Origin of the sequence: Microcystis sp. M169S2, assembly GCF_020245865.1 — a bacterium.
GTDB lineage: Bacteria > Cyanobacteriota > Cyanobacteriia > Cyanobacteriales > Microcystaceae > Microcystis > Microcystis ichthyoblabe_A.
This window is the reverse complement of sequence record NZ_JADBUB010000067.1, coordinates 1-25,028: the sequence shown is the minus strand read 5'-3', so window position 1 is coordinate 25,028 and position 25,028 is coordinate 1. Positions and strand designations below refer to the sequence as shown.

The window sequence follows — 25,028 nt, the reverse complement described above, 5'->3', positions numbered from 1 at the left end:
TGGAGGGATCAGGGGTAAAATTCAGGTACTTTTTCCCTGAAAATTAGGTAACTGACTACCTCAAAATCGGTAAAACCCTACACCCCACACCCCACACCCCACACCCTGCCCCCACCAACAAACTTTTTCAGCAGACCCTATTTAAGTCAAAGGGAGCAAAAACGATTTCAATTATCATCTATTTTTCAAGAGTATAGTCATTTCAGATAAGTCTGATACAGTCTAGACCGACAAAATCCTTAGGAACTCTGGGATTGATATTCTCAATCTTAATTGAAATGACTATATATCAAAAGCGATCGCTTTCCCAAAATATGACTATAAGAGTTTGCTACCCCTAAATTCCCCTTAAAAAGGGGGACTTAAAGCCGAAAAAAGGGGCTTTGCGCCCCCAAAAATCTTTAGTAAACGGATTATAATTTACACCAGACTATAGACAATTACTAAGCCCAAAACTGCGGCAAAGACAATTAAAGCGTAGAATTGGGCGCGACCATTTTCAAGGTATTTAAGACCTTCACCACTGACAAGAGTAGCTAAACCGGTTAAATTCACAGCCCCATCGATAACGCGATAATCCACTTCCATAATTTGCCGTGCGAGACGACGACAACCCTGGACAAAAACTCGATCATAGAGATTATCAATGTACCACTTGTTCAGGGAAAAACGATACAAAACGGGGAATTTTTCCGCAATGGTTGCGGGGTCAATTTTCTTCTGAAGATACATCAAAGAAGCGACAGTAATCCCGATTAAAGCAATCCCCACCGAATTACCCGCCATAATCAGAAACTCTGTCCAATCAAAAGCATGAACTTCTTCCACTACTTCGTTAGGAACATGAATAAAACCCTCGAAGAAATTCTGCCAAGGTTTACCCACCAAACCGATTAACAAAGAAGGAACCGCTAAAATCATTAGAGGTAAAGTCATCGTAATTGGCGATTCGTGGGGTTCATGGGCATGATGGCCGTGGTTGTCTTCTTCCTGCGCTTCCGAGTCCAATTGCTTAACATTCATTGCCCCCGGTCCAAAAGCCGGAATCGCACCCGCATTGGCTAACAGTCGCCGTTTAATCTCCTTATTAGTGCCTCTAAACTCCCCTTCAAAAGTGTTAAAGTACATCCGGAACATATAAAAAGCTGTTAAACCCGCAGTAGCCCAACCGATTAACCATAAGGACGGGTTCGCCTCAAAAGCTAAACCGAGAATTTCATCCTTCGACCAGAAACCAGCGAAGGGAGGAATCCCACAGATGGCCAGAGTTCCCACCAGGAAAGTTAGGGCGGTAATGGGCATATACTTGCGTAAACCGCCCATCATCCGCATATCTTGCGCTAAAACCGGCTCATGACCGACCACATCCTCCATACCGTGGATGACCGAACCGGAACCGAGGAACAACATCGCCTTAAAATAAGCGTGGGTCATCAGGTGGAATAATCCCGCACTATAGGCACCAATACCCATAGCCATAACCATATAACCCAATTGGGAGATGGTGGAATAGGCTAAACCCTTTTTGATATCATTCTGGGTGAGGGCGATACTTGCCCCTAGGAAGGCAGTAAAGGCCCCCGTCCAAGCAATTACCGTCATCGCCGTGGGAATTGGCTCAAAAACGGGATACATCCGAGCAATCAGGAAAACTCCGGCGGCCACCATCGTGGCGGCGTGAATCAGGGCCGAAATCGGGGTCGGACCTTCCATGGCATCCGGTAGCCAGACATGAAGGGGAAATTGGGCTGATTTGGCCACGGGTCCAAGGAAGACTAAAACGGCGAATAATGCCGCTAAACTGCCGGCAATGGCTCCAGAAGAGACTAATTCCTCCAGACGTTCACCCATGATATCAAACTCGAAGCTACCGGTGGCCCAGAAAAGCCCCAGCATTCCCAGTAATAAGCCAAAATCGCCGACGCGGTTGGTAACAAAGGCTTTTTGACAGGCCTCGGCAGCCGCCGGACGAGTGAACCAGAAACCTACTAGCAGATAGGAACACATCCCCACCAATTCCCAGAAAACGTAGATCTGGACGAGGTTGGGACTGATGACCAAACCGAGCATAGAACTGCTAAAAATGCTCAGATAGGCGTAAAAACGCACATAACCGGGGTCGTGGGCCATGTAACCATCGGTATAAATCATCACCAAAAAAGCCACGGTGGTGACGATAACCGACATTAAAGCACTGAGGTGATCGATCGTATAACCCATTTTCAGGTGAAAGTTACCCGCCGATGCCCAATCGATCATTTGGGTATAGGGAGCGTGTCCATTGATTTGACTCCACAACAGCGCAAAAGACAGCACCATCGACGCGCCGAGGGTAGAAATGATTAATACAGCATTCACCTGTCGCAGACGATTGGTGACTTCATTAAAGGAAATTAAGCCCGCACCGACTAGGGTAGCGCCTACCAAGGGTAGGACGGGAACTAGCCACGCGTACTGATAAAGCGGTTCCATTCAGTAATACCTAGTTTACAATTTCACACTATTTGGTTTATCCTCATCTATTGTGACATAGGTTAATTCTTAAGAAAGTGTTTATACCTAGTTTTGCTCAACAGGGCGGCGAAAGGTCAAAGGATCTTATCGATTTGGCAGTTTAGCGAGCGGGACGGTAATTTTTAGGGAGAAGCAGGAAAATTATCGAATAACCACGAAAGCAAGGAAACAATCAAACCAGCAGAAAAGGAAATTATCGCCACGATCGCCTCGCTGCCAAGATAACGGGATAAAAAACTGCCTTGGATCTGGGCGATCGGTAGTCGCGGATTTAACCCCACTTGGATGCTGTTGGTATTGCCGGAAACGCTCACTTCTAAACCTTGTGATGCTTCGGTAAATTGAATTTTTGGGGAAAGAAAAAGAAAATAGATAAGCCTATTGCGATGACACCCATCAGACTATCAGGTTCGGGAATGGTTGCTGCTGTAGTAACAGAAACCGGAGCCTGATTAGGAGAAAAAAGCGCAAAGGTACGGGTTGCATCAATAGCGATTCCATATATATCGCGATTAATATTGTAACTTATCATGCAAGCGCACATTCCTCCGTATTGATACATCTGCGCCAAGTGTTCCTGCCATTTACGACCTGCATAATACGATCCATAATTTCCCAGGACAGCACCAAACAAATCAGAAGGATAAGTAAAATTGCCTTGGCTATCAATGACCCTCACATACAAGAAGGCAGATTGTTGGGGAATAACATAATTCCTCGTGTTTTGCGTCTCACCTAAAGCAATTAAAGCGGGATAAGTCGTTGTTAGGACATTATCAATGGCATTCCGTGCCGCTTCTGCACCCTGAGCATTTAGCCAAAAGGTGGGTTGCAGATTTAAATTGGAAGGATTGCCGAATAAATTGCTAAAAGTATCCTGAACAAAATTAACATTGTAGGAAGAATTATTGACGACTAGATCTTTAATGCCGGTGATATTTCCCTGGGCGTTAAACTGAACAGTAGCCGCTTTAGCTGAGGATAGCGTAAAGCTGAAAACTGAAGCTAAAATCGTTAAACCGAGGATTTTAGTCTGTTTAAACATGATTCTTTCTGTACTCAGGATAGTTAAAGTAACCCATCTGTTATAGCACAAAATATTCCCAGAACATTTGGCTATTAGACTTCTGGCAAAAGTAAGCTCTTGAGCTGCTATCAGATCAGAATATCTAAAATACTAGATAAATTTGACATAATCAGAGGTTATACAGATATTTTAGTCGTCTGTTGTCTTTTTTCTCCTCTTAGTCTCCTGTCTCCCGAAAACGAAAACTTTGTACCTCACTATTGAGCAGCTTATCCATCTGCCAACCTAACTGAGTTGGCTGCTGATAAACCTTTTTTAAAGTGTTAATATCCCGGCTAGAAATCGGTGGAATATCTCTAGTTTGAGCGAAATACATCACATCCGTCTCCAGGGGACTATGACCCCAAATTCCCAAAGCGTGACCTAATTCGTGCCGCGCTGCCGCTAAGGCCGACCGATCGGCTAAATTAGGACTAATCTGGATACTCATCCGATGAGTTAGGCGATTTTCCTTGACAAAAATCTCGTATTGTGTTATGGCAGAACGCACCCGGGGCAGTTCTAACTTACCCGTTTCGGGATTAAAACGGACTCCCGACGGCGGTAACTCTCGTTTAATGAGGATATCGGCCAATTCTGCCCGATTTACCAACTCCATCGGCAAATACTGCCCCCATTCAGCGATCGCCTGTTGTACCAAACTCAGCCAAGAACTGCGATCGCTGTGAACATAAATCTTCACGGGAAATTGCGACCAAATCAACGCCCCCACGGGACTGATTTCCACGGCATCAAAATAATCCCCGGACTGGTTTTGCTCTTGCCATTGGGCTAAATTAGCGGGTAAAGGATGGGTTTTTAACTCCGGTAGCGATCGACTGTCGGCAATCAGAGAATAGGAAAACAGCAAAAGACTCGCCAAGGCTGCGAGTCCTAGAAAAGAGAACCGACCTCTTAGCATTTAGCGATTTAACCAGCCGGCGCTCAGTACAATAGTTAGGGTGATAAATACCGTCCCCAACGCCCAAGTCACCTGATTTAAGGTTTTTTCCGCCGTTTTTGCGCTGGTAAAAATCTGGGATTGACCGCCAATACCGCCAATACCATCCCCTTTGGGACTGTGTAATAACACCAAAATCGCCAGAAAGGCCGCCGCCACCGCCCAAATAATCTGTACTACCAGCACCACTGTCATGATTATTACTCTCTATTTTCCATTACAAAGTATAGCAGTTATCAAGCCGTCAGCTTTGAATTAGTTATCAACTAGGGTCCTCTTCATCCTCTATATCCTCAAGTGTTAGTGGTGCTTGGGCGCTATGGCGAACATATAGTACATAAACCGTACTATCTCTAATTGTAAAAAGCACTCGATAGACATTTTTACCTTTCCCATAAAAAAGTTGTCGGACTTCTTTGGGTAGAAAAATCGTCTGTTCGAGCGCTAAAGCACAACGAGTTGGTTTCTCTTGCAGAGTAGCAATAGCATTCATTAATCCTCGAAACCAACGGTCGGCAAACTCGGCATTATAACCTCGATACCAGCGATAGGCTTTTTCGATCTGTGCCGTGGCAGTTGGGGTAATTTCAACCTGAAATACCATATTTTTCGGCCATTTCTTGGGCAAAATCGGCAAGAGGACGGGTTTTACCGGAGTTTATCTCCTCAAAACCTTGCTGAATCCCCTCAATGCTCTCTAAATACTCCATCAGTTGTCTGAGCTTACTAGGATCGATTTGATCGAGAAAAGTCACCAGCACTTGTGAGCGATCGCTAATATCATTGGGTAACTCGGTTAGGTGTATTTGTCCATCTCGATAAACACCTTCGATGGTTTTCAGCATAAAATTCCCCTTTCTTGACTTTTTACTCGTTAAAGCGAGATGCGGACGGGAGTGCGACTGGCTTTAATTTCCACTTCGGCCGGTTTAATCAGCGATCGCCCGGTCATTTCCACTGGGACAGGAATAGAGAGAATTTCCAGGATAGTGGGGGCAATATCGGCTAAACGACCATCATCCCGCAGCTGCACATCGCCACCGTGGCCGGGTATTTTTCTCCCTTCCCCTTCAATTAAAATTAAAGGAACGGGATTAGTCGTATGGGCCGTCCAAGGATTACCCGACTCATCCACCATCGTTTCCGCGTTACCGTGGTCCGCGGTGATTAACACTGTTCCCCCCAATTTATTGACGCTACTTAACAACTTAGCCAAGCATAGATCCACCGTTTCCACTGCTTTCATGGCCGCGTCTAAAATGCCCGTATGACCCACCATATCCGGGTTAGCGTAATTGACTACCACGAGACTATAGATCCCCTGTTTGATCGCCGCAGAGACCGCTTCTGTCACCGCGGCTGCCGACATGGCCGGAGCTTGGTCATAGGTGGCGACTTTTGGACTAGGAATTAATTCGCGCACTTCTCCCTCAAAGGGTTTTTCTAACCCCCCATTAAAAAAGTAGGTGACGTGGGGATATTTTTCGGTTTCCGCACAACGAAACTGTTTTAATCCCTGTTGAGCGATCACCTGTCCTAAAATATTATTTAAATTCTGGGGAGCAAAGGCCACATCTACCGGTAATTTCGGATCGTATTGGGTGAAAGTAACAAAACTAAGCGGAGAAATTAAATCTCGATCGAAATCTTCAAAATCGGGCATAGTCAGGGCATAACATAACTGTCTAGCTCGATCGGGACGGAAATTATAGAATATCACCCCATCGCCCGCTTCGATCGCCCCCGGGGCAATTCTGGTGGGGGGAATAAATTCATCGGTAATATTTTGATCATAAAATGCCTGTAATACTTCAGTAATCGATCGCCCGTCGATACCTTGATCACTGGTCATCACGTTATAGGCTTTTTCCACCCGATCCCAACGGCGATCCCGATCCATGGCATAATAACGGCCACTGAGAGTCACCATGCGACCGAGTTTGATTTTATTAATATGTTCTTGAATCCGTTTAATAGCTGGCATTCCGTCGGTGACGTTGGTATCGCGACCATCGGTGATGACATGAATGCAGACATCGCTAATCCCTTGCACTTTCGCTAAGTCTAATAATCCCAGTAAGTGATCGAGATGGGAATGGACTCCCCCCTCGGAACATAAACCAATCAGGTGTAATTTGCTTTTTTTAGGGCTAATCTCGGCGCAGAGTTTTAATAAAGCCTGATTTTGTTGAATCGAACCATCTTCGATCGCATCGGAAATCCGTACTAACTCTTGTGGTACAACCCGCCCCGCTCCGATATTGAGGTGGCCAACTTCCGAGTTACCCATCTGTCCTTCCGGTAGTCCCACATCCTTAGCGGAGGTGCGGATTAAGGTGTGGGGATAAACTTCCCAGAGACTATCCATAATCGGGGTTTTCGCCATTGCGATCGCATTATCCGACCTTTGCGGGCGATAACCCCAACCATCAAGGATAACCAGCACGACTGGGGATATAGGTGCGTGGGTCATGATATACAGTCCTAAATTAAGAGTGGATTTCCATGCACTAAGATAATATCATCGAAACTTCAATTGATCACCGGTGTCGGGGCGATCGACCCCCTAATGTCAGCAAATGATGGGTATGTCTCAAAAAAACGAAACAACTGCTTTAATAATCGCTCTTTTAGCCACTGCGGGCATTTTAGGTGGGGGTTACTTCTGGCTACAAAGTCAATGTGCTGCGGGTCAAGAATTTTTTCTCTGTGGCAGCAGTAAAAGTCCGCAAAAATCCCCAACATCGGGAAGTGCCTCCTCTCCGCTACCCCCTCCCCCTTCCCCCCAGGGAGTGGTCAGTTTTGCCCCACCGACTTCTATCCCCAGTGGCACGACAATTCGCATTAACGGCTCCACCAGTATGGTACAGATTAATCAAGCCTTAAAAGCCGCTTTAACGGCCAAATTTCAGGGGGTAGAGGTATTGACAAATGCTCAAGGATCTGATGGGGGATTAGAGGAAGTAGCCCGGGGGGCGATCGATATTGCGGCGGTGTCACGACCTTTAACCGAGTCAGAACGCTCTCAGGGATTGGCTTCTAGTCCGATCGTTCGAGATGCGATCGCTGTTGTAGTGGGAGTAAAAAATCCCTTTGCGGGGGGGTTAACCACTGCCCAAGTTAAAGATATTTTTACCGGAAAAATCACCTCTTGGTCCGAGGTGGGCGGTTCTGCTGCTACTATTCAAGTGATTAATCGTCCTCCGATTAGTGGCACTTATCAAAGTTTTCGTCAGGAAGTCCTGCAAGGGGGGGAATTTGGTAGGGGAACTAATTTTAAAATGATGGATAGGGATGCCACCACCCCAATTTTGCGAGTTTTGGGACTGAATGGCATTAGTTACGCAACCTATAGCCAAATCGCCGACCAAAAAACCGTCAGAGCGCTCGCTGTGGACGGAATTTCAGCCAGTGAACCTAATTATCCCTGGCAGCGTACCCTTTACTATGTTTACAAAGAACCTGCTAGTGAAGCGGTTAAAGCTTTTATGGGTTTTGTGGCCTCTAGTGATGGTCAAGAAGCGATTTTTCGGGCCAATGAAGACCTACAAAGGTAGTTAGCGAGAATATCTGAAAATCTGGGAAATTTTACGCCTTGCATGACTAGGGTAAGCATTGCCTATTTTACTGTGGAGACGGGGAGGTATTGGGGCTTTGCAAGCTTTGGGACTGAATGGCATTAGTTACCCTACCTATAGCCAAATTGCCAATCAAAAAACCTGGGATTTAATGCTGGCGGCCGCTAAACGAGAAAAAGAAGGCTGGATAGACGGCGAATCCGCCGAGAAATTTTCCTGTGAGGATTTGCGGATGATCGATCGAGAATGGTTAAATGCTTCGGGAGGAAAGTTTGGCTTTTCTGTACAATTGGCTATCTACAAGCAGACAGGCAACTCGATCGGTGACTATAATAGTTAAGCCTACGCTCGTTTTGGGGACGCAGTAGTTTCTTTCGCTCGCGCTGTGGTTTGTGGACTGTAGCATATAAGGTGTGTCGCAGTTTTTCCAAACTCCGACATTTGAGGTTTTCTTAATGTATAATTATAGCGGTGTGCAGTCGTATGAGGTACAGTGTCACGAGCTATAAACCATGCTAGGCAAAGCTTGGTCTGTATCTCACTCAAGCGCTTACCGCTATATGAGTCAATAAGACAAATTGTTAACTAAAATCCTTCTAGGAAATGCCGATACGAACATTCCCTTCGAGCAACTTTGTCAACTGCTGAGAAAACTTGGCTTTGATGAAAGAATACGAGGAAGTCATCATATTTTCATTCAAGAAGGAATTGAAGAAATTTTAAATCTACAACCCAAACAAGGAAAAGCAAAGAGTTATCAAGTCAAACAAATTCGTAATCTAATTTTAAAATATAAATTAGGAGGGAAAGATGAAAATTCGCTATGAATTAATTATTTATTGGAGTGAGGAAGATCAAGCTTTTATTGTTGAAGTTCCAGAATTAGCAGGATGTATGGCAGATGGAGAAACCTATCAAGAAGCTGTACAAAATGCTGAACTTGTTATTCAAGAATGGATTGAAACTGCAAAACAACTAGAACGAATCATTCCTGAACCAAAAGGACGACTATTATTTACCTAATGATGAAGTTTCTCTCGCCGCAGCTTGTGAATTGTAGCATATAAAGCGTTTCGCAGTTTTTGCAAAATCCGACATTTAAAGAATGAACAGGAGTCGCCAGCTTAAATCTGAATTGACGATTGTGTAGGGGCGTTCATAAAACGCAATGATTTCTCCAAACCAGTTTCGGATTGTTTGACAACTCTTGGTAAAAATACTGGAGGATTTTGCCAACCATTCCGAGATGGATAGCAGTCCTTCTGTCGGATTCTCTGAGGTTTCGTGAATCTTTCTGAATTCTTCCTTTAACTCCTGCATCTTTTTCAAATTTGGTCAATTTTTTTTGATAGCTTCTAGTTTAATTTTTTGGTCATTATATCAAATCTTAGCTCGATTGTCTATCTTTTGTTATTAATCGGCTTGTGCATCAAGTCTATCCCTGTATAGATTTCAGCTATTTTTGAGTGTAGGCACTTTCATCGAATTTTATTTTAAGTTAATTATTTGCATAACAATTACCGAAGAACCAAATTTATCAAGGTTGTAGAACGTTCAAAGGTGCTGAGAGAAAATTGGAAAAATGGATAAGAATAGGCGAAATATCATATCAAAGTAGTGCCAGTATAATCCAGAAGCAATCGAACTGCGTGCGCCCAAAATGTCCTATAGATATTTCGACAAAATTGAGATGCACCCAAATTATCCCTATTCTTCCTTCCACACAAAAACCAGAAGAGCCAAGGTGCGCCAGAACCAGCAGCCGCTGCCGAGAATGTTGACCAACCAACCACGGAAAAACCCAAGATTGAGCAATCAGAAACAACTCAACCTAAAGCTAAATACATTCCCGCCACTGGTTTAGAAGATTACGGACGCTGGAAAACCATGTTCAAAGACCGCAAGGCGAATCCCAACGATCCGCCGTTTCGTCGGGGTCGCATCTGGTGTTAAACACTTTCCCTTAATCTTCCGGTTCTATCCCCAAGGCCCTTAACTGTTCCGCTAGGCGATCGGCTCGTTGTCGTTCCTGTTCGGCTCGTTGTCGTTCCTGTTGAGTAGATTCCTGGGAAGTTAACAACAAGTTACCTTCCCCATCCCACCAGCGAAGCCAGGGAAAGAATTGATTTTGGTATTCCCCTTGCCAAATTCCTAACTCTACCTTTAAAGGAGTAATGGGATAATGACCGCGCTGATTAGGAGTCATTTTTTGGTAACGACCATTAACTAACTGGTACATCTCAATCTGGGCCTTGTTAACCTCATAAATTCCATAAAAAGGAATTTGAATCGCTCGCTCATAGATCCAAAATTTACCCTTAACAGGCGTTTTATCCCGTTCTTCTTCACCATTACCAGAGACAAATTCTAAAGCAATAACAGGTTCAATGGTTTCTTTCCACATCACGAAGGAACGCCGGACTTGACCATCAATAGTCGTGGGGACATGGGGAACATAAAACCAATCGGGAGCAACAGCACCCTTTTCTAGGGATTCTGGATGCTCTGGCAATCGCCAATAAATCCCACAATCTCGACCCAGACAGTAATTACCATCAGGATGTAATTGTTCTAAAAGGGGTGTAATAGTATCCGTTAAAAGGTCTGCTTGGGGAGGCTCTTGATAGTTTTTCACAAAACTTCCATCTTTATCGGGGAGTTGGGTGTGGTCGGGTAAAGGGGAAGAGCAATACACCGTTGCAGAAGGTTCCTGAATTGTGTTTGAGGATTGTACCGTTTGGGTCATTGAACTCATCTTTAATTCCCCTATTTTTGTTATCTAGCTTCTATTCTATAACTGTTCTTGAAAACCTGCAAAAACTATGCCTGATCTCAATGCTATCCCCGGAATGACTGCTCTTCGCTCCCAGACAAAAGGCGATCCACGCATCAAAATCGCCGTTCTTGATGGACCAATTGATTTAGATATCGCCTGTTTCCAATCAGCAAATATTACCCGCCTTGATCCCTATTAGTCGGAAGAATTTACCATCGATCCGCAACACTTACAAGCCTTTTTAGATATAGAAAAAAGTGACAAAAGTGAGGAAGAAAAAGAGCATCTGTTCAAAGAAACAATCCCCGAGGAAAACATCCGCAACAGTTTGCATTTGCGCTTCCATGCTAACCATATTATCAGCACCATTTGTGGACAGCCAGATTCACCGCTCCCCGCTCCCCGCTCCTTTATACCTTCTCAACGGAATTTAGTATAACCACTGAGGCCAGGGTTAGCTTATGAAAATTGTCTCAAATGTACTTAGCAAAAATGTCGATCAAATTCAATTATAATTAACTTCTTATTCAAAATTTTAGTTAATTATGCGTTACAAACTTTTAGGTAATAGTGGTCTGCGAGTTTCCGAACTATGTCTAGGGACGATGACATTCGGGGAAGATTGGGGTTGGGGAGCGGATAAAGAGGAAAGTCGGGCGGTTTTTCAGGCTTTTGCGGAAGCGGGCGGCAATTTTCTCGATACTGCTAATATCTACACTAACGGAACCAGTGAAACATTAGTGGGGGAATTTGTCAAGGGCGATCGAGAAAAATGGGTAATCGCCACGAAATATTCTCTCAACACCCGTCCCGGGGATGTCAATGCCTGCGGAAATCATCGAAAAAACCTCTTTCAGGCGGTAGAAGCTAGTTTAAAGCGTTTAGGTACTGATTACATCGATTTACTCTGGCTTCATATTTGGGACTCTCTCACTCCTATGGAGGAAGTGATGCGTGCTTTCGATGATTTGGTCAGGATGGGAAAAGTGCTTTATATCGGCATTTCTGACAGTCCTGCTTGGATTGTCTCCCAAGCAAACACCCTGGCCACCCTACGGGGATGGACACCCTTTATCGGACTACAAATAGAATATTCTCTCAAGGAACGCACCCCCGAACGGGAATTATTGCCTATGGCCAAAGCATTAAACATCGGGGTGACAGCTTGGAGTCCCCTGGGAGGAGGAGTTTTAACGGGAAAATATAATCAACCCAACCCCGTCGATGGTCGTTTAAGCATGACCGACCAACCTTTTCAAATTCTCGATCGCGATCTGAAAATTGCCGAGACTGTCCTGGAGATTGCCAGAGAAATCGGGAAATCACCGGCACAAGTGGCATTAAATTGGCTCAGAAATCGCCCTAACCCCATAATTCCTATCATTGGCGCTCGAAGATTGTCCCAATTGCAGGATAATCTCGCCTGTGTGGATTTTAACCTGACTGGGGAACAGCTGCAACGACTTGATAATATCAGTGCCATTTCCCTCGGTTTTCCCCAGGAACTTTTAGCCAGTCAATTTGTCCGCGATATCCTATTAGGAGGAGTAGCGGCACAATTGGACCGATGATGGAAGTTTTTGTTTATGGAACCCTGAAACCCAGGGAGAGTAACTATTCTGCCTACTGTGCAGGAAAAGTGATCAACTCTAAAACCGCCTACACAAGGGGGCATTTATACCATCTTACCGCCCTCGGTTATCCCGGACTGACCGAGGGAGAGGGCTGGGTGAAGGGAATTTTATTGACTTTTAACGCAGATTATGATATTGGGCTTTTGGATGGTTTGGAAGATTATCAACCCGGCAGATCTCCAGAAGAAAACGAGTATCAGCGTCGCAGAATCCCTATTTATAATCTAGAGCGAGAATTGATCGGCGAAGCTTGGGGATATATGATGACACCGGCAAAAATAGCTTTTCATGGCGGAGTTTGGCTGCCTTCCGGTTGGTGGACCAGTAGCGATCGAGAATAGGGATGAGGGGGCCGATTCTGTTAAGATATACAAATTAAAAGCTTAATCGTGAAAAAATTATGTATCTACTCCTAGAAGTGGCCAGTGGCAAATTCCCCGTTTATTTCGTGGCAGTTTATGTGGTCGGTTTTCTCGCTGCTGTCACCATCGGTTCGATCGCTTGGTATAATTCTAAGCGCCCAGTTGGTTGGGAAGATGCCCAAAGACCGGATATTATCCCCGAAGTGAAGACAGATATAGATTCTGATTCTCGATCCTAGAAAAAGGCAGTTATCAGTTATCAGCTTCTCAAGGCAAGAGGCAAAAGACAGAATCTGGCAATTCTCCTACCTAAAAAGAAGGTTAGAAACTAAGCACATCAAAGCTTTTAGCTTAACGAATTAGGTTTTAGATTCGGACTTTGTTATCAGATGTGGGTTTTCAGTTCACTGATTACTGATTACTATTTACTGACAGAAATCCCCATTCCCTTCCATCTTCCCTATTCTCGATTTTGCTATGAAACTAACAGCGATGTCCTTTAATATTCGCTACGATAAACCCGATCCCGATGAGCGTAATTGGCGAGTAAGAAGGGAAGCAGTAGCGGCTTTAATTGCTCACTATTCTCCTGATATAATTGGTACTCAGGAGGCTCGCGCTAATCAACTATTGGATCTACACCGTTTATTGCCAAAATACCAAAGTTTAGGCAGCGATCGCAGAGGGACAGGATTAGATGAACATTGTGCGATTTTATATCAACCAAGTCGGTTAAAATGTTTAGAAATTTACGAATTTTGGTTATCAGAAACTCCCGATATTATTGGCAGTATCACTGAAGCTTGGGGTAATCCTTATCCCCGCATGGTAACGGGGGCTAAATTTGGCACTCTTGAGGGGCAAACTTTGCAGTTTTATAACACCCATCTCGATTACTATAGCGACAAAGCTAAGGACTTAGGTGCTAAGTGCATACAGGAGCGTTTTTGTCAACTAGATTTAACAGAAGATTACCTATTTTTAACGGGGGATTTTAATGTTAATTCTCAGCAATTACCCCGTCAGATTTTAACTGAACCTCTCCAGACAGAAATTCAATTAAAGGACGCTTTAGCCGATTTGGAATTAGCGGAACAAATGAGCTTTAATAATTACACCGATACCCCCTATTTAGCCATCGATACCATTTATTATGATAACCGTTTGCAGTTAGATTGGGCAAAAGTCGATCCTTCCCGTTGGTTGAATCTTATTCCTTCCGATCATTATCCCGTAATTGCTGCTTTTACCTTGCCCTAAAAATAGATTATTTTTGTATTTAGCAAATATATAGAGGGGAAAAGCTTCAGCACACTTTGGTGATTCGGTGGTTAAATTTGTTCAGTGTTTTCAACAGGAAAAAATTCAATAAGTGATATTTTTTCCGATATTATCGAGGCAATTCTGTTTATTTTCCTCTTGGGATTAGTTACCAATTATCTGTTTATTTGATTAATTCCACTCCATCTTTGCCGTCAATCTCCTGTAGATAAACTCTTACCTGTTCCTCGGCTGCGGTGGGGAGTTTTTTGCCCGTAAAATCTGGGTGAATTGGTAATTCCCGATGACCACGATCAACGAGAACTAATAAGCGGATTTTTTGCGGTCTGCCATACTCAATAATAGCATTAAAAGCGGCGCGGATTGTGCGACCTTTGTAGATAACATCATCAACTAAAATCACGGTTTTTCCCGTGACATCTAGGGGCATTTTGGTTTTAGCAGGAGTGCGGGTTTTAATGCGATCGAGATCGTCGCGATAGAAGGTAATATCGATCGCTCCCACGGGAACTTTTACCCCTTCTAAGCTCTCAATTTGACTAGCAATTAAATTAGCTAAAGGCACTCCTCGCGTGTAGATACCGATCAAAATCAAGTTATTTAAATCGCCACTTTTTTCGATAACTTCGGAAGCTAAACGGGTAATGGTGCGACGAATTTCGTCAGCCGAGAGAATTTCAATTAACTGTGGGGTCATAATTTTCTAAGAAAAGAGGGGATAGGGGATAGGGAAATTTTTACGGCAATGGACTTTTTTTACTTTTTCTTTTAAAACCATCTCTATCATTAAAGAATATAATTATTTTCACTTACCTATTTTAACTTGATCGCTCATGAGTGATGAATTATTGCAAAAATCTGCCCTAGAATTAGCCCAACTGATTCGCACTAAACAAATCTCCCCCCTAGAATTAACCCATTTATACCTCGACAGAATCGAGAAATTTGATTGTCAAATCGGTAGTTTTGTCCATGTCGCCGGGGAAAGCGCCCTGGCAACCGCCAGCGCCCAAACAGAACAATTAAGTCAAATCACCGATACTGCCGAATTACCGCCTTTTTTTGGAGTTCCCACCGCCATTAAAGACTTAAATGCCGTCGCTGGAATGCCGGTTAGTTACGGAGTCGCCGCTTTACAGGGAAATATCGCCCAATACGACGAAGGAATCGTCACCAGAATGAAAATGGCGGGTTTTATCCTTCTGGGCAAAACTGCCACTTCCCAGTTAGGTTCCTTTCCCTACACCGAAAATCCGGGTTTTTTGCCGACTCGTAACCCCTTCAACCGCGATTATACCGCAGGCGGTTCCAGTGGCGGTGCGGCGGCGGCGGTAGCGGCGGGTTTCTGCCCGATTGCCCAGGGTTCCGATGGTGGCGGTTCGGTGCGTACTCCGGCGGGTTGTTGCGGTTTGGTGGGGATAAAACCCAGTCGCGGGCGCGTTTCCTATGCCCCGGTGGGGGAATTTCAAAGCGGTATCGCCACTAACGGCACTCTTTCTAAGACGGTGGCAGATGGGGCGGCACTGCTTACCGTGATTTCGGGCTATACGACGGGCGATCCCTACTGGCTACCCGATCCGCCCTTTTCTTTCCTAGAAGCCACTCAGAGAGGCGTAAAACCCCTAAGAATCGCTTTTTCTATTTCCGTATCCCCCTTCGGCGAGGCAACTTCCGTTTATAAAAATGCTGTCCTCGCTACGGCTAAAATTTTAGAGGGTATGGGGCATCATTTAACGGAGTATTCTCCCGATTTACAGGCTTTAATCGCTCCTTTTCGGCGTATTTGGCAAGCGGGGACGGCAGCGACGGGAATTCCCAAGGAGTTATTAAGTCCCCTTAACCAATGGTTATTAGACAATTCTGGCAGCGCGGGGGAGTACCTGCAAGCAGTGCAGCAGATGCACGTTATTTCGCGGCAAATTGTGGCGATGTTTGATAATTTTGATGTCTTACTTTTGCCTATTTTCCTACATCAACCTCCCGGAATTGGTGAGTGGGAAAATTTACCACCGGAAGAAGCGGTTAATAAGATGATTGCGTGGATTGCACCTTCTCCTATTGCTAATGCGAGTGGTTTACCCGCGATTGCTTTACCCACAGGAGTGGATAGTCAGGGTTTACCCGTGGGAATTCAGTTAGTGGGTAAACCTGCTGATGAAATCACTTTGTTAGGTTTATCGGCACAATTAGAGGCAGCTAATCCTTCCGGTTTGATGGCTAATTTTAACTAGCAAGACTTTCGGTAAATTGGGGAATGGAAGCGATAAGTTTACGGGTGTAATCGCTTTGGGGAGAGTTGATAATTTGGTTAGCTGTACCGATTTCCTCAATTTTACCTTTATTCATCACCATAATGCGATCGCTCATAAATCTGACAACACTTAAATCGTGGGAAATAAAGATATAAGTGAGATTAAATTCCTGCTGTAATTCTTTGAGTAAATTCAAGACTCCCGCTTGTACGGAAACATCTAAAGCAGAGACAGATTCATCACAGATAATAAACTGAGGATTTAAGGCTAAAGCGCGGGCAATACACACCCTTTGTCGTTGTCCTCCCGATAATTGATGGGGATAGCGATCGAACCAAGTAGGATCGAGTTTAACTCGTTCTAATAAATATTCTACTCGTTGCCGTCGCTTTTGGGAATTGCCGCCGGTATGATGAATAACCATCGGTTCTAAAATTGCTTTACCAATGGATAAACGGGGATTCAGGGAGTTGTAGGGATTCTGAAAAACTATCTGTAATTCCCGGCGTAGTAATCTTAATTTTGGCTCACTGGGGTTTAATTTAGCGAGATTTTCTCCTCGGAAGTAGATATTTCCAGAAGTGGCAGGAATTAAGCGCAGAATTGTCCTTGCTAAGGTAGATTTTCCGCAGCCCGACTCACCGACTAAACCGAGGGTTTCTCCCTGTTTAACGGCAAAACTGACCTGATCTACGGCATTAAAAAAGGTCTTTACTTGCCCGAAAACTCCCTTAACTGGAAATCTAACCGATAAATTTTCTACTGATAAAATATTCTCATGATTCTGTAAACCTGCGATTCTGCTTTCTTCCTCCTGGAGAGTAATAAATTTAACTGCCGGTGGAGTAATTTCCTGTAAGTCAATAATCTTACCTTGAGAGTCTTTTTCCACTTGTAAAAAATCGCTGACAGTGGGCAATTTTTCTGGACGAGAGTTTAAGCGGGGACGACAGGCAAGTAAACCTTTTGTGTAGGGATGTTGGGGATAATTTAATACTTCTTCTTTAGTTCCCTGTTCGACAATTTCTCCTTGATACATTACGACAATTTGATCGGCAATTTCGTTAATAACTCCCAGATCGTGGGAGATAAAAACCATTGACATTTCTCGATCGCTTTTGCACAAATCTCTTAATAATCTTAATATTTCTGCTTGGACAGTCACATCTAAAGCGGTGGTTGGTTCGTCAGCAATTAATAGGGTAGGATTACAAGAAATCGCCATGGCAATCATTACCCTTTGTAATTGTCCCCCCGATAATTCGTGAGGATAACGCTTGAGAATTGCCTCTTTTTGTTCCTGAATATAAGTTCTAATTTTTTCCCTGACATGACCCTTATTTTCTAAGGGAAAAGTTTCTATATACTTCTCCTCTAACTGTTGATCACTGGGTAATAAGCGCACTTCTTGCAGTAGAGAGATGGCTTGATTTTTTGCCTGTTCGGGGGTGACTTTTTGATGCAGTAAAATTGCTTCGGTGAGTTGAAACTCGATGTTATAGACTGGATTAAGAGAACTCATTGGTTCTTGGAAAATCATCGCCATTTCTCCCCCGCGATAATAACGCAATTCTTCCGGGGGAATAGATAATAAATCTACTGCTTGCATTGACTGACCTTTTGCCGGACGAAAGCAAATTTCTCCCCGGGTAATTTTTCCCGGAGAGGGAACCAATCCCATGAGTGCGAGGGAGGTGACGGATTTTCCTGAACCCGATTCCCCCACACAACCGAGAACTTGACCTTTCTGCAAGCTAAAACTAATATTATTAACGGCGACTGTTGTTCTTTTCTGATTAGAAAATTCAACGGTGAGATGGCGAACGTCGAGAATTTTGTTATCCATAGGTCTTTAACTGGTGAAACCTAGAATCATCTTAACCTAAGTTGTCAATTTTAACTATATAGCAGTTATCTTATTGGTGAGATGGGAAGTTTTCCTTACCCAATCGGGTTACACTTCCTCTTGATGAGAAACGCTATATTCATCTTCACTCATCAACAAATAAGAGGTGAGCTATTTTCTTAGCTTAATCATACTCACCGTGCCATTGATATTGCATCTTACTTCTATTTTTAATGATAGCTTTAATGGTGTCGGTTGAAACTTCGAGTTCTATCAGTAAACAAGTTTGTAATATTAAAGTTACGGCACACAAAAGATCATAGAGTTCTTGATTTTTTATTTTGATTTCCTTGTCTGGGTGAACTATTAAGTTATTTCTAATATAAACTACTCGCTTAAGAAATTTATCTAACTCATTTTGATCTTGGGTTATCCTAGAGAATAAACTATCATCTTGTGAGTTGAAAGTATCAGCAAAGCTTTGTTTAGTGTCGTCATTGTTTTCAACGAACAAATAGGAAATATCATCTATAATATTTTTCAGTCTATCCTTTAGATTTTTCTCAACTTTAAACAAGTATTTAACTTTCCCATCTAAAAACCTTTTGAAATCTTCTTCCATAGGATAATTTTGAATAACTTCGCGAAGTTTTTGATAAATGCCATTTTGATAACTATCTTGAGACATATATTCGATTTTATGTTTTCCTTTTTGAGTTTGTTTATGATATATCTCCAACGCTTGCACAATATTCAGAAATTTATATTCCAGATACAATTCTGGATTATAAATATTTATTAATAGTTCCTGAAAGACAATTTTAAATTTCTCTCGCTTATCTATCCAGTTTTGAAAAATTTTTTCCAAATCATCTTTAACATTATCATAAGTTAACAGCATTTTTGACCGATGATGGACATAATCGGAATTTTTTGACAGTTTTCTTTCATTCCATATAATTTCAATCGGAGTCATTTTATCTGGGTATTGGCTATCATTTTTATCATGTCTAGCGTGAACTGAAACAATTTGATTAGAAGAATAAGTAGCAAAGCTAAGAAAATCACGAAATTGGATAACTAAGTTTTTACAATCTTCTAAACTGCTTGAGTTTTTATTGACAATCTCAAGACCAATTATATATTTAATATCAGCACTTTCAGTGGATCTAAGATTAAAAATCGGGACAAAATAGATACTCAGTTCCAGTTCTTTGATTACTCCTAGCTTAATATTTGGCAATTGTTCGTAAGTAACCTTGACTTGCTTAATTTCTCCAGTGGATGAAATTTCACTTTTCATATCTAAAGGACTAATTTTTACCCATTCATTTAAAGAAGAAAAATTAACTCTTAATTTTTGAAATTTGTTCAAGTCTTCCTTATTTAAAAAATCATTGTTCTGAAAATATATATTATACAAAAGCATTTCGGGATTTACTTGCAAATTCACCAGATTTTCTCCTATTTTTGTTGTCTGGATATCACAGTTAAAAAGGCCGACAACTTTTCCATCGATAAGTCCATAAATCAGGGTTGCTTGTGATTTTAATCCATAAGGAAACCAGGACAATAGCGGGGCTAAAGTGTTGAAAGTATCATCAATATTTAAAACTAAACGTTGATTGAGTTTATGGGAAAGTTTCCCAATTACTCGTTTTTCTGGGTGTTCAGGGAGCCACCAGTAACCTTCTCTTTCAAATTCGTCAATCATATTAGCTGATCATTAAGTTTGTAGTATAAATATACCTTTTCGCATTATAGCGAATTTAGTACAAGATAACTAACAAGTTTTCGGCATTAAGAAGATTTTCGTCTCTGAGCGATCGCCATTTACCGGAGACTGGTGACTTTTTTAAAGAAAAAATTTTCTTTCCTGTCTCCCCTTTTAGATTAGACTGGTAATTGAGAATAATTAGCATTTATTTAAGCAATCGCAAGTCTTAGACAGTTTCAAAACCGTTGACTGAGGCTGACAGTAGTGCAGTTCTCACCCTTTGGCTACTTCAGTAAACTCGATGAGCTATCAAGGAATTATTATCACTCTTAAATGAAAGACCTTCATTACCTTTGGAGATAAGAAAAGCATGGACGATAAAATTAGACCTAATGCCCCAGAAAAACCAGAAAAATCGCCAAATAAAGCCCAATTTTTTCGTTGGGGTGGTAAAAAGACAGAATTAGATAATGTCACTCCCACGGGTAATGACTTGGCTGCCACTTATCCTTTAGCACAAGTGGAAATGGGAAAAACCGTCTGGTTAGTGGGATTTCAGGGGACAGGAGGGATCAATCGACTCCTAGGTATGGGATTAAACCCCGGCATTCAATTACAGGTAATTAGCTCCCAAGGGAGGGGATCAGTTTTAATTGCCATTCAAGACAATCGTATCGGTATCGGGGCGGAAATGGCCGAAAAAATCCTCGTTAGTGACATTCAACCGAAAAAACTGGAACCCAAAAAAGACCTACCTGAAGTAAGAACATTTCTGCGGGAGATACCCATAGGAAAAGCGGGTAAAGTCATCGGTTATGACCGAGCATTGCGCGGATACAAAGGAAAATTGTTATCAATGGGATTAACTCCGGGGACAGAGTTTACCGTTATTCGCGTCGCACCTTTGGGGGATCCCGTCGAGATTCGAGTGCGGGGATTTCATCTCAGTCTGCGTAAACAGGAGGCAGACACTTTAATCGTCGAAGAAATAGACCCAAAAAGCTAAATTTAATCATCTAAGCTTATTCATCACTCAATATCCTAAATTATGGTCAAACCCATTATCGCCTTAATTGGCAATCCTAACTGTGGCAAAACTACCCTTTTTAATGCTCTCACAGGGGCCAATCAACGGACCGGCAACTGGCCAGGAGTAACAGTCGATCGCAAAGAGGGACGATTTCAAGTTAACGGGGAAGATATCACCCTTGTGGATTTACCCGGAGTCTATTCCCTCGATGTAGAAGAAGGGGAGACAGGAATGGATGAATTAGTCGCTAGGGACTATCTGCTGTCAGGAGAAGCGGATTTAGTGATTAATATCGTCGATGCTGCCAATTTAGAGCGCAATCTCTACCTTACTACCCAAATCATGGAGATGCGTTTACCGATGTTGATTGCCCTGAATATGATGGATGTGGCCAAAACTAGGGGTATTGTGGTTAATCCGCAACTCTTAAGCGTTCGCATGGATGCAATTGTCGTCCCGATTAGTGCGGTTAAAGGGGAGGGAATCGGAGAATTAAAGCAAAAAATTGGGGAATTAGTCGATGATATTAACCATACTGCTGCTTATGTGGCTTATCCTGCGGTAATTGAGGAAGCTCTTAACGAGATTGTTGCCTACATTAACGACCATAGCAGTAAAAGGATCGTTGAGCCAAGATGGACCGCTTTAAATCTACTGCAATACGAGGATCGCATCGCCCCAGAATTGCGCTCACAGGAACTATTAAGCATTATCGTCAAGCATAGACGACAAATACACCAAGTTTTAGGGGAAGACCTTGATATTTTAATTGCTGATACTCGTTATGGCTTTATTCAACAAGTTACCCAGGGAGCCACTCAACGGACTGGACAGATAAATGATACCATGTCCGATCGCCTCGATCGCATTGTTCTCGATCGCTGGTTAGGAATTCCGATATTTTTGGGCGTAATGTACCTAATGTTCTTGTTTACCATCAATGTTAGTGCTGCCTTTATCGATTTCTTCGATTTAACTGCCCAGACTATCTTTGTCGATGGTTTGGCCCAAGTTTTACAAAAAATCCATACCCCGGGTTGGCTAATTGCTCTGCTCGCTGATGGAGCGGGGGGAGGTGTGCAAACCGTCGCCACTTTTATCCCCGTAATTGGCTTTATGTTCCTCTTTTTGTCAATTTTAGAGGATTCCGGCTATATGGCCCGGGCAGCCTTCGTCATGGACCGATTGATGCGTTTGGTGGGATTGCCGGGTAAATCCTTTGTTCCCATGCTAGTGGGATTTGGTTGCAGTGTGCCGGCAATTATGGCCACCAGGACCCTGGAAAATTCCCGTGATCGTTTAATGACGATTATGATGAACCCTTTTATGTCCTGTGGGGCAAGATTACCTGTTTATGCCCTATTTGCGGCGGCTTTTTTCCCCATAGGTGGTCAAAACATCGTTTTTGGTCTTTATATCTTAGGAATTCTCGCCGCTATTTTGACGGGATTGGTGATGAAAAAAACCCTACTCAAGGGAGAAGTCAGTCACTTTATTATGGAATTGCCTCCCTATCATCTACCGCGTCTGAAAGGGGTTTTAATTCGCACTTGGGAACGTCTGCAAGCGTTTTTATGGAAAGCTGGACGAGTTATCGTGTTAATGGTGATGATTTTGGGACTACTCAACTCCCTCAGTTTTGATGGTTCTTTTGGTAATCAAGACAGCGAGCGCTCGGTTTTAAGTGCTACCAGTAAAGCTGTAACTCCTATTTTCTCACCCATGGGACTAGAACCGGAAAATTGGCCGGCAACAGTGGGAATTTTTACGGGAGTTTTTGCCAAAGAAGCGATGGTAGGGACATTAAACTCGATTTACAGCCAACTAGCAGGGGAAGATAACCCGAATAAGGGGGCAGCACAGGTAAAATTCGACTTTTGGGGGCAAATTAAGGAAGCTATCGCCACTATTCCCGCCAATTTAGCGGAATTACCCAATCAATTACTTGATCCCTTGGGTTTGAATATTGGTAATTTGCAAGATCAAAAAACGGCTGCCGAGAAGCAAGAAGTAGATTTAGGAATCTTTGGGGCAATGGCGAAAAGATTTGATGGTCAAGCGGGTGCTTTTGCCTATCTATTGTTTGTTCTGCTCTATTTTCCCTGTGTTTCGGCCACATCGGCAGTATATCGCGAAACTAATGCCGGTTGGACTGCTTTTATTGCCCTCTGGACCACAGGAATGGCCTATATTGTTGCCACTTCCTTCTATCAAATCGCCACTTTTTCTCGACATCCGGGGTTTTCTCTCTTTTGGATAGTCTTGATGGGTTTAACCGTAGTCGGGGTTTTATTCACCTTAAAAAATCTCCGTCCCCGAAAAATCAACCGTCCCGCAATTTAAAAGTAGGGTGGGTTAGGCGACAAAAAGCTAGGCAACTAACAAATTATTTAGATTCGCCGTAACCCACCGCAATCAAGCAATTTTTATCAATTTTTTCGCTTATAAACCATGATTTTAACCGATATACAGGCTTATCTTGCCAAAAATCAGAAAGCATCTCTGTCTGACTTATCTACACACTTTCGGATGTCAGCGGATGCCTTAAGTCCTATGCTCGATCGCTTGCTGAAAAAAGGGCGAATTCGCCTGATTTCCCTAGAAAAATGCGGAGGATGCAGCCGTTGTTCCCCGGAATCTATGGTTTTTTACGAATGGATTGAGGGCAATTCCACAGGGACAAACAGATAAAAGTTTAATACTACAGAAGTGATCTCACCATTAAAATAACTGCTGTATTACCAGTCGCTTTCAACGGGGATATTTAATTTCTGGCGAAGAACCAAAGTCACTCAACCGCAGAACCTCAAGGTTGTATACTCTTTAAGAGTTATTAAGCTTTGTATCAGTTTGCCCGGCAGCATTTAATGAATATACTTTTGCTGACATCATCTTTAGGTTTACTCCTAGCGATCGCTATCGTCGTCTATTTTGTTTCCTCTCGCAAGTACCAATCGTCGGACTCGGTGGCCAATTCCTACGACCAATGGACCGAGGACGGGATTTTAGAATATTATTGGGGCGAACACATCCATTTAGGTCACTACGGTTCCCCACCAGAAAAAAAAGACTTTCTACAGGCAAAAGCTGACTTTGTGGCGGAAATGGTCTCTTGGGGAGGTTTGGATAAACTACCCGCCGGTGCAACTCTCCTCGATGTCGGTTGTGGTATTGGTGGCAGCAGTCGCATTCTGGCACGCGACTACGGATTTGCCGTTACCGGTATCACCATTAGTCCCAAACAAGTGGCACGGGCCAAAGAACTAACACCCCCAGATGTAAATGCTCGCTTTTTGGTCGATGATGCCATGGCCCTTTCTTTTCCCGACGAGAGTTTTGATGTGGTCTGGTCAATCGAAGCCGGTCCCCATATGCCGGACAAAGCCGTTTTTGCACAGGAATTACTGCGAGTTCTTAAGCCGGGGGGAGTCCTAGTGGTAGCGGACTGGAATCAGCGAGATGACCGTCAAAAACCGCTCAATTTCTGGGAAAGTCCTGTAATGCGCCAACTTTTGGATCAGTGGTCCCACCCCGCTTTTGCCAGTATCGAAGGTTTTGCCGAACAGTTAGCGGCCACGGGATTGGTAGATGGGGAAGTGATGACTGCTGACTGGACAAAAGCCACTCTACCCTCTTGGATTGATACCATTTGGCAGGGGGTGATTCGTCCCCAAGGTTGGTGGCAATTTGGTCTAACTGGGTTGGTTAAATCCGTCCGAGAAGTGCCGACAATTCTGCTGATGCGTTTGGCCTTTGGTACGGGTTTATGTCGTTTTGGGATGTTCCGCGCTGTTCGCGCTCAATCCCATCTGCAAGCAAGTCAGCAAGAGTCTCTTACCTCAGTTATCTAGCTGGTTATAATTAGGGCTTGCTGAATAAATGTGAAATGTAGGCAAGGTAAGGTTTTTGTGGCTTTTCTCGCTCCCACAGGTGCAAGATTTTGAGAGAATTGTGCTTCCAAACCTTGCGTCTTCATCGGCCCGCGTCCTGTAGGGGCGAAGCATTCGGGCA

Annotated in this window: 26 protein-coding genes and 2 pseudogenes; 15 read left to right on the top strand and 13 right to left on the bottom strand. The window is 43.3% G+C overall.

The features are described 5' to 3' along the window. Window positions 1-420: 420 nt before the first annotated feature. From IM485_RS07270 to gpmI, 8 genes and pseudogenes are all read right to left on the bottom strand, one after another. Window positions 421-2,472 carry an NAD(P)H-quinone oxidoreductase subunit 5 gene (locus IM485_RS07270; RefSeq protein ID WP_287742220.1) on the bottom strand — a complete coding sequence of 684 codons (2,052 nt, stop codon included), beginning with the start codon at window positions 2,470-2,472 and terminating at the stop codon, window positions 421-423. A 164-nt stretch (window positions 2,473-2,636) separates the two neighbouring features. Next, window positions 2,637-2,861, bottom strand: a pseudogene (locus tag IM485_RS07265) (hypothetical protein); the annotation flags it as partial. Continuing rightward, window positions 2,831-3,559, bottom strand: a complete 729-nt coding sequence (locus IM485_RS07260) for a hypothetical protein (protein ID WP_104397470.1) — start codon at window positions 3,557-3,559, stop codon at window positions 2,831-2,833. The pseudogene IM485_RS07265 and the gene IM485_RS07260, both read right to left, overlap by 31 nt. Before the next feature lie 199 nt (window positions 3,560-3,758). After that, on the bottom strand, window positions 3,759-4,502 hold the full coding sequence (locus IM485_RS07255; RefSeq protein WP_104397471.1) for a peptidase: 744 nt from the start codon (window positions 4,500-4,502) through the stop codon (window positions 3,759-3,761). Then, on the bottom strand, window positions 4,503-4,736 hold the full coding sequence (gene secG, locus IM485_RS07250; RefSeq protein ID WP_287742216.1) for a preprotein translocase subunit SecG: 234 nt from the start codon (window positions 4,734-4,736) through the stop codon (window positions 4,503-4,505). It lies immediately after the preceding gene. A 67-nt stretch (window positions 4,737-4,803) separates the two neighbouring features. After that, window positions 4,804-5,145, bottom strand: a complete 342-nt coding sequence (locus tag IM485_RS07245) for a type II toxin-antitoxin system RelE/ParE family toxin (protein WP_002761318.1) — start codon at window positions 5,143-5,145, stop codon at window positions 4,804-4,806. After that, a complete protein-coding gene (locus IM485_RS07240; RefSeq protein WP_002736285.1) occupies window positions 5,129-5,386 on the bottom strand; it encodes a hypothetical protein in 258 nt (85 codons plus the stop codon). Before IM485_RS07240 ends, IM485_RS07245 begins: the two co-directional genes overlap by 17 nt. A gap of 29 nt (window positions 5,387-5,415) precedes the next feature. After that, on the bottom strand, window positions 5,416-7,014 hold the full coding sequence (gene gpmI, locus IM485_RS07235) for a 2,3-bisphosphoglycerate-independent phosphoglycerate mutase (protein WP_287742214.1): 1,599 nt from the start codon (window positions 7,012-7,014) through the stop codon (window positions 5,416-5,418). A gap of 106 nt (window positions 7,015-7,120) precedes the next feature. On the opposite strand from gpmI, the gene IM485_RS07230 reads away from it, so the two are divergent. The 4 genes from IM485_RS07230 (at window position 7,121) to IM485_RS07215 (ending at window position 9,142) form a co-directional block, all read left to right on the top strand. Then, window positions 7,121-8,098 (top strand): phosphate ABC transporter substrate-binding protein, encoded by a 978-nt coding sequence (locus IM485_RS07230; protein ID WP_287742212.1) that lies wholly within the window; start codon window positions 7,121-7,123, stop codon window positions 8,096-8,098. 58 nt (window positions 8,099-8,156) lie between these two features. Then, on the top strand, window positions 8,157-8,459 hold the full coding sequence (locus tag IM485_RS07225) for a GUN4 domain-containing protein (protein ID WP_104397475.1): 303 nt from the start codon (window positions 8,157-8,159) through the stop codon (window positions 8,457-8,459). A 238-nt stretch (window positions 8,460-8,697) separates the two neighbouring features. Continuing rightward, a complete protein-coding gene (locus IM485_RS07220) occupies window positions 8,698-8,946 on the top strand; it encodes a type II toxin-antitoxin system HicA family toxin (protein WP_287742210.1) in 249 nt (82 codons plus the stop codon). Continuing rightward, the gene (locus tag IM485_RS07215; protein ID WP_002765615.1) at window positions 8,930-9,142 is read left to right on the top strand and encodes a type II toxin-antitoxin system HicB family antitoxin; all 213 of its coding nucleotides are present in this window, start codon (window positions 8,930-8,932) and stop codon (window positions 9,140-9,142) included. Before IM485_RS07220 ends, IM485_RS07215 begins: the two co-directional genes overlap by 17 nt. A 120-nt stretch (window positions 9,143-9,262) precedes the next feature. On the opposite strand, the pseudogene IM485_RS07210 reads toward IM485_RS07215, so the two are convergent. Next, a pseudogene (locus IM485_RS07210) lies at window positions 9,263-9,490 on the bottom strand (transposase); the annotation flags it as partial. Window positions 9,491-9,925: 435 nt separating this feature from the next. On the opposite strand from IM485_RS07210, the gene IM485_RS07205 reads away from it, so the two are divergent. Beyond that, window positions 9,926-10,072, top strand: a complete 147-nt coding sequence (locus IM485_RS07205) for a cyanobactin biosynthesis PatC/TenC/TruC family protein (protein WP_353738239.1) — start codon at window positions 9,926-9,928, stop codon at window positions 10,070-10,072. Between the two features lie 10 nt (window positions 10,073-10,082). Here the strand turns inward: IM485_RS07205 and IM485_RS07200 are convergent, their stop codons facing one another. Beyond that, window positions 10,083-10,874, bottom strand: a complete 792-nt coding sequence (locus IM485_RS07200) for a Uma2 family endonuclease (RefSeq protein ID WP_104397478.1) — start codon at window positions 10,872-10,874, stop codon at window positions 10,083-10,085. Between the two features lie 67 nt (window positions 10,875-10,941). Between IM485_RS07200 and IM485_RS07195 the strand changes: the two genes are divergently transcribed. From IM485_RS07195 to IM485_RS07175, 5 genes are all read left to right on the top strand, one after another. Then, window positions 10,942-11,094: an anacyclamide synthesis AcyG domain protein gene (locus IM485_RS07195; RefSeq protein ID WP_104397479.1), complete on the top strand. Its 153-nt coding sequence runs from the start codon at window positions 10,942-10,944 to the stop codon at window positions 11,092-11,094. A 346-nt stretch (window positions 11,095-11,440) separates the two neighbouring features. Further along, window positions 11,441-12,466, top strand: a complete 1,026-nt coding sequence (locus IM485_RS07190) for an aldo/keto reductase (RefSeq protein WP_002742186.1) — start codon at window positions 11,441-11,443, stop codon at window positions 12,464-12,466. Beyond that, a complete protein-coding gene (locus IM485_RS07185; RefSeq protein WP_271947385.1) occupies window positions 12,463-12,870 on the top strand; it encodes a gamma-glutamylcyclotransferase family protein in 408 nt (135 codons plus the stop codon). Before IM485_RS07190 ends, IM485_RS07185 begins: the two co-directional genes overlap by 4 nt. Window positions 12,871-12,929: 59 nt before the next feature. Continuing rightward, window positions 12,930-13,130 carry a photosystem II assembly protein Psb35 gene (psb35, locus tag IM485_RS07180; RefSeq protein WP_002737145.1) on the top strand — a complete coding sequence of 67 codons (201 nt, stop codon included), beginning with the start codon at window positions 12,930-12,932 and terminating at the stop codon, window positions 13,128-13,130. A gap of 238 nt (window positions 13,131-13,368) precedes the next feature. Beyond that, window positions 13,369-14,151 (top strand): endonuclease/exonuclease/phosphatase family protein, encoded by a 783-nt coding sequence (locus IM485_RS07175; RefSeq protein WP_287742205.1) that lies wholly within the window; start codon window positions 13,369-13,371, stop codon window positions 14,149-14,151. A 184-nt stretch (window positions 14,152-14,335) separates the two neighbouring features. Here the strand turns inward: IM485_RS07175 and pyrR are convergent, their stop codons facing one another. Further along, a complete protein-coding gene (gene pyrR / locus IM485_RS07170; protein ID WP_002802562.1) occupies window positions 14,336-14,869 on the bottom strand; it encodes a bifunctional pyr operon transcriptional regulator/uracil phosphoribosyltransferase PyrR in 534 nt (177 codons plus the stop codon). A 136-nt stretch (window positions 14,870-15,005) separates the two neighbouring features. On the opposite strand from pyrR, the gene IM485_RS07165 reads away from it, so the two are divergent. Continuing rightward, entirely contained in the window at window positions 15,006-16,403 is a 1,398-nt protein-coding gene (locus IM485_RS07165; protein WP_104397483.1) for an amidase, read from the top strand. On the opposite strand, the gene IM485_RS07160 is transcribed toward IM485_RS07165, so the two are convergent. Further along, window positions 16,396-18,270, bottom strand: coding sequence for an ABC transporter ATP-binding protein (locus tag IM485_RS07160; protein ID WP_287742202.1), 1,875 nt, complete (start codon window positions 18,268-18,270; stop codon window positions 16,396-16,398). The genes IM485_RS07165 and IM485_RS07160 overlap by 8 nt on opposite strands. Window positions 18,271-18,454: 184 nt before the next feature. After that, the gene (locus IM485_RS07155; RefSeq protein WP_287742200.1) at window positions 18,455-19,984 is read right to left on the bottom strand and encodes an ApeA N-terminal domain 1-containing protein; all 1,530 of its coding nucleotides are present in this window, start codon (window positions 19,982-19,984) and stop codon (window positions 18,455-18,457) included. Window positions 19,985-20,357: 373 nt separating this feature from the next. Here IM485_RS07155 and IM485_RS07150 point away from each other — a divergent pair, with 373 nt between their 5' ends. From IM485_RS07150 to IM485_RS07135, 4 genes are all read left to right on the top strand, one after another. After that, the gene (locus IM485_RS07150; protein WP_287742198.1) at window positions 20,358-20,993 is read left to right on the top strand and encodes a FeoA family protein; all 636 of its coding nucleotides are present in this window, start codon (window positions 20,358-20,360) and stop codon (window positions 20,991-20,993) included. A gap of 42 nt (window positions 20,994-21,035) precedes the next feature. Next, a complete protein-coding gene (gene feoB, locus IM485_RS07145) occupies window positions 21,036-23,360 on the top strand; it encodes a Fe(2+) transporter permease subunit FeoB (protein WP_287742196.1) in 2,325 nt (774 codons plus the stop codon). 108 nt (window positions 23,361-23,468) lie between these two features. Further along, window positions 23,469-23,708: a FeoC-like transcriptional regulator gene (locus IM485_RS07140; RefSeq protein ID WP_072024896.1), complete on the top strand. Its 240-nt coding sequence runs from the start codon at window positions 23,469-23,471 to the stop codon at window positions 23,706-23,708. A gap of 176 nt (window positions 23,709-23,884) precedes the next feature. Beyond that, entirely contained in the window at window positions 23,885-24,868 is a 984-nt protein-coding gene (locus IM485_RS07135; protein ID WP_104397488.1) for a methyltransferase domain-containing protein, read from the top strand. Window positions 24,869-25,028: the final 160 nt, after the last annotated feature.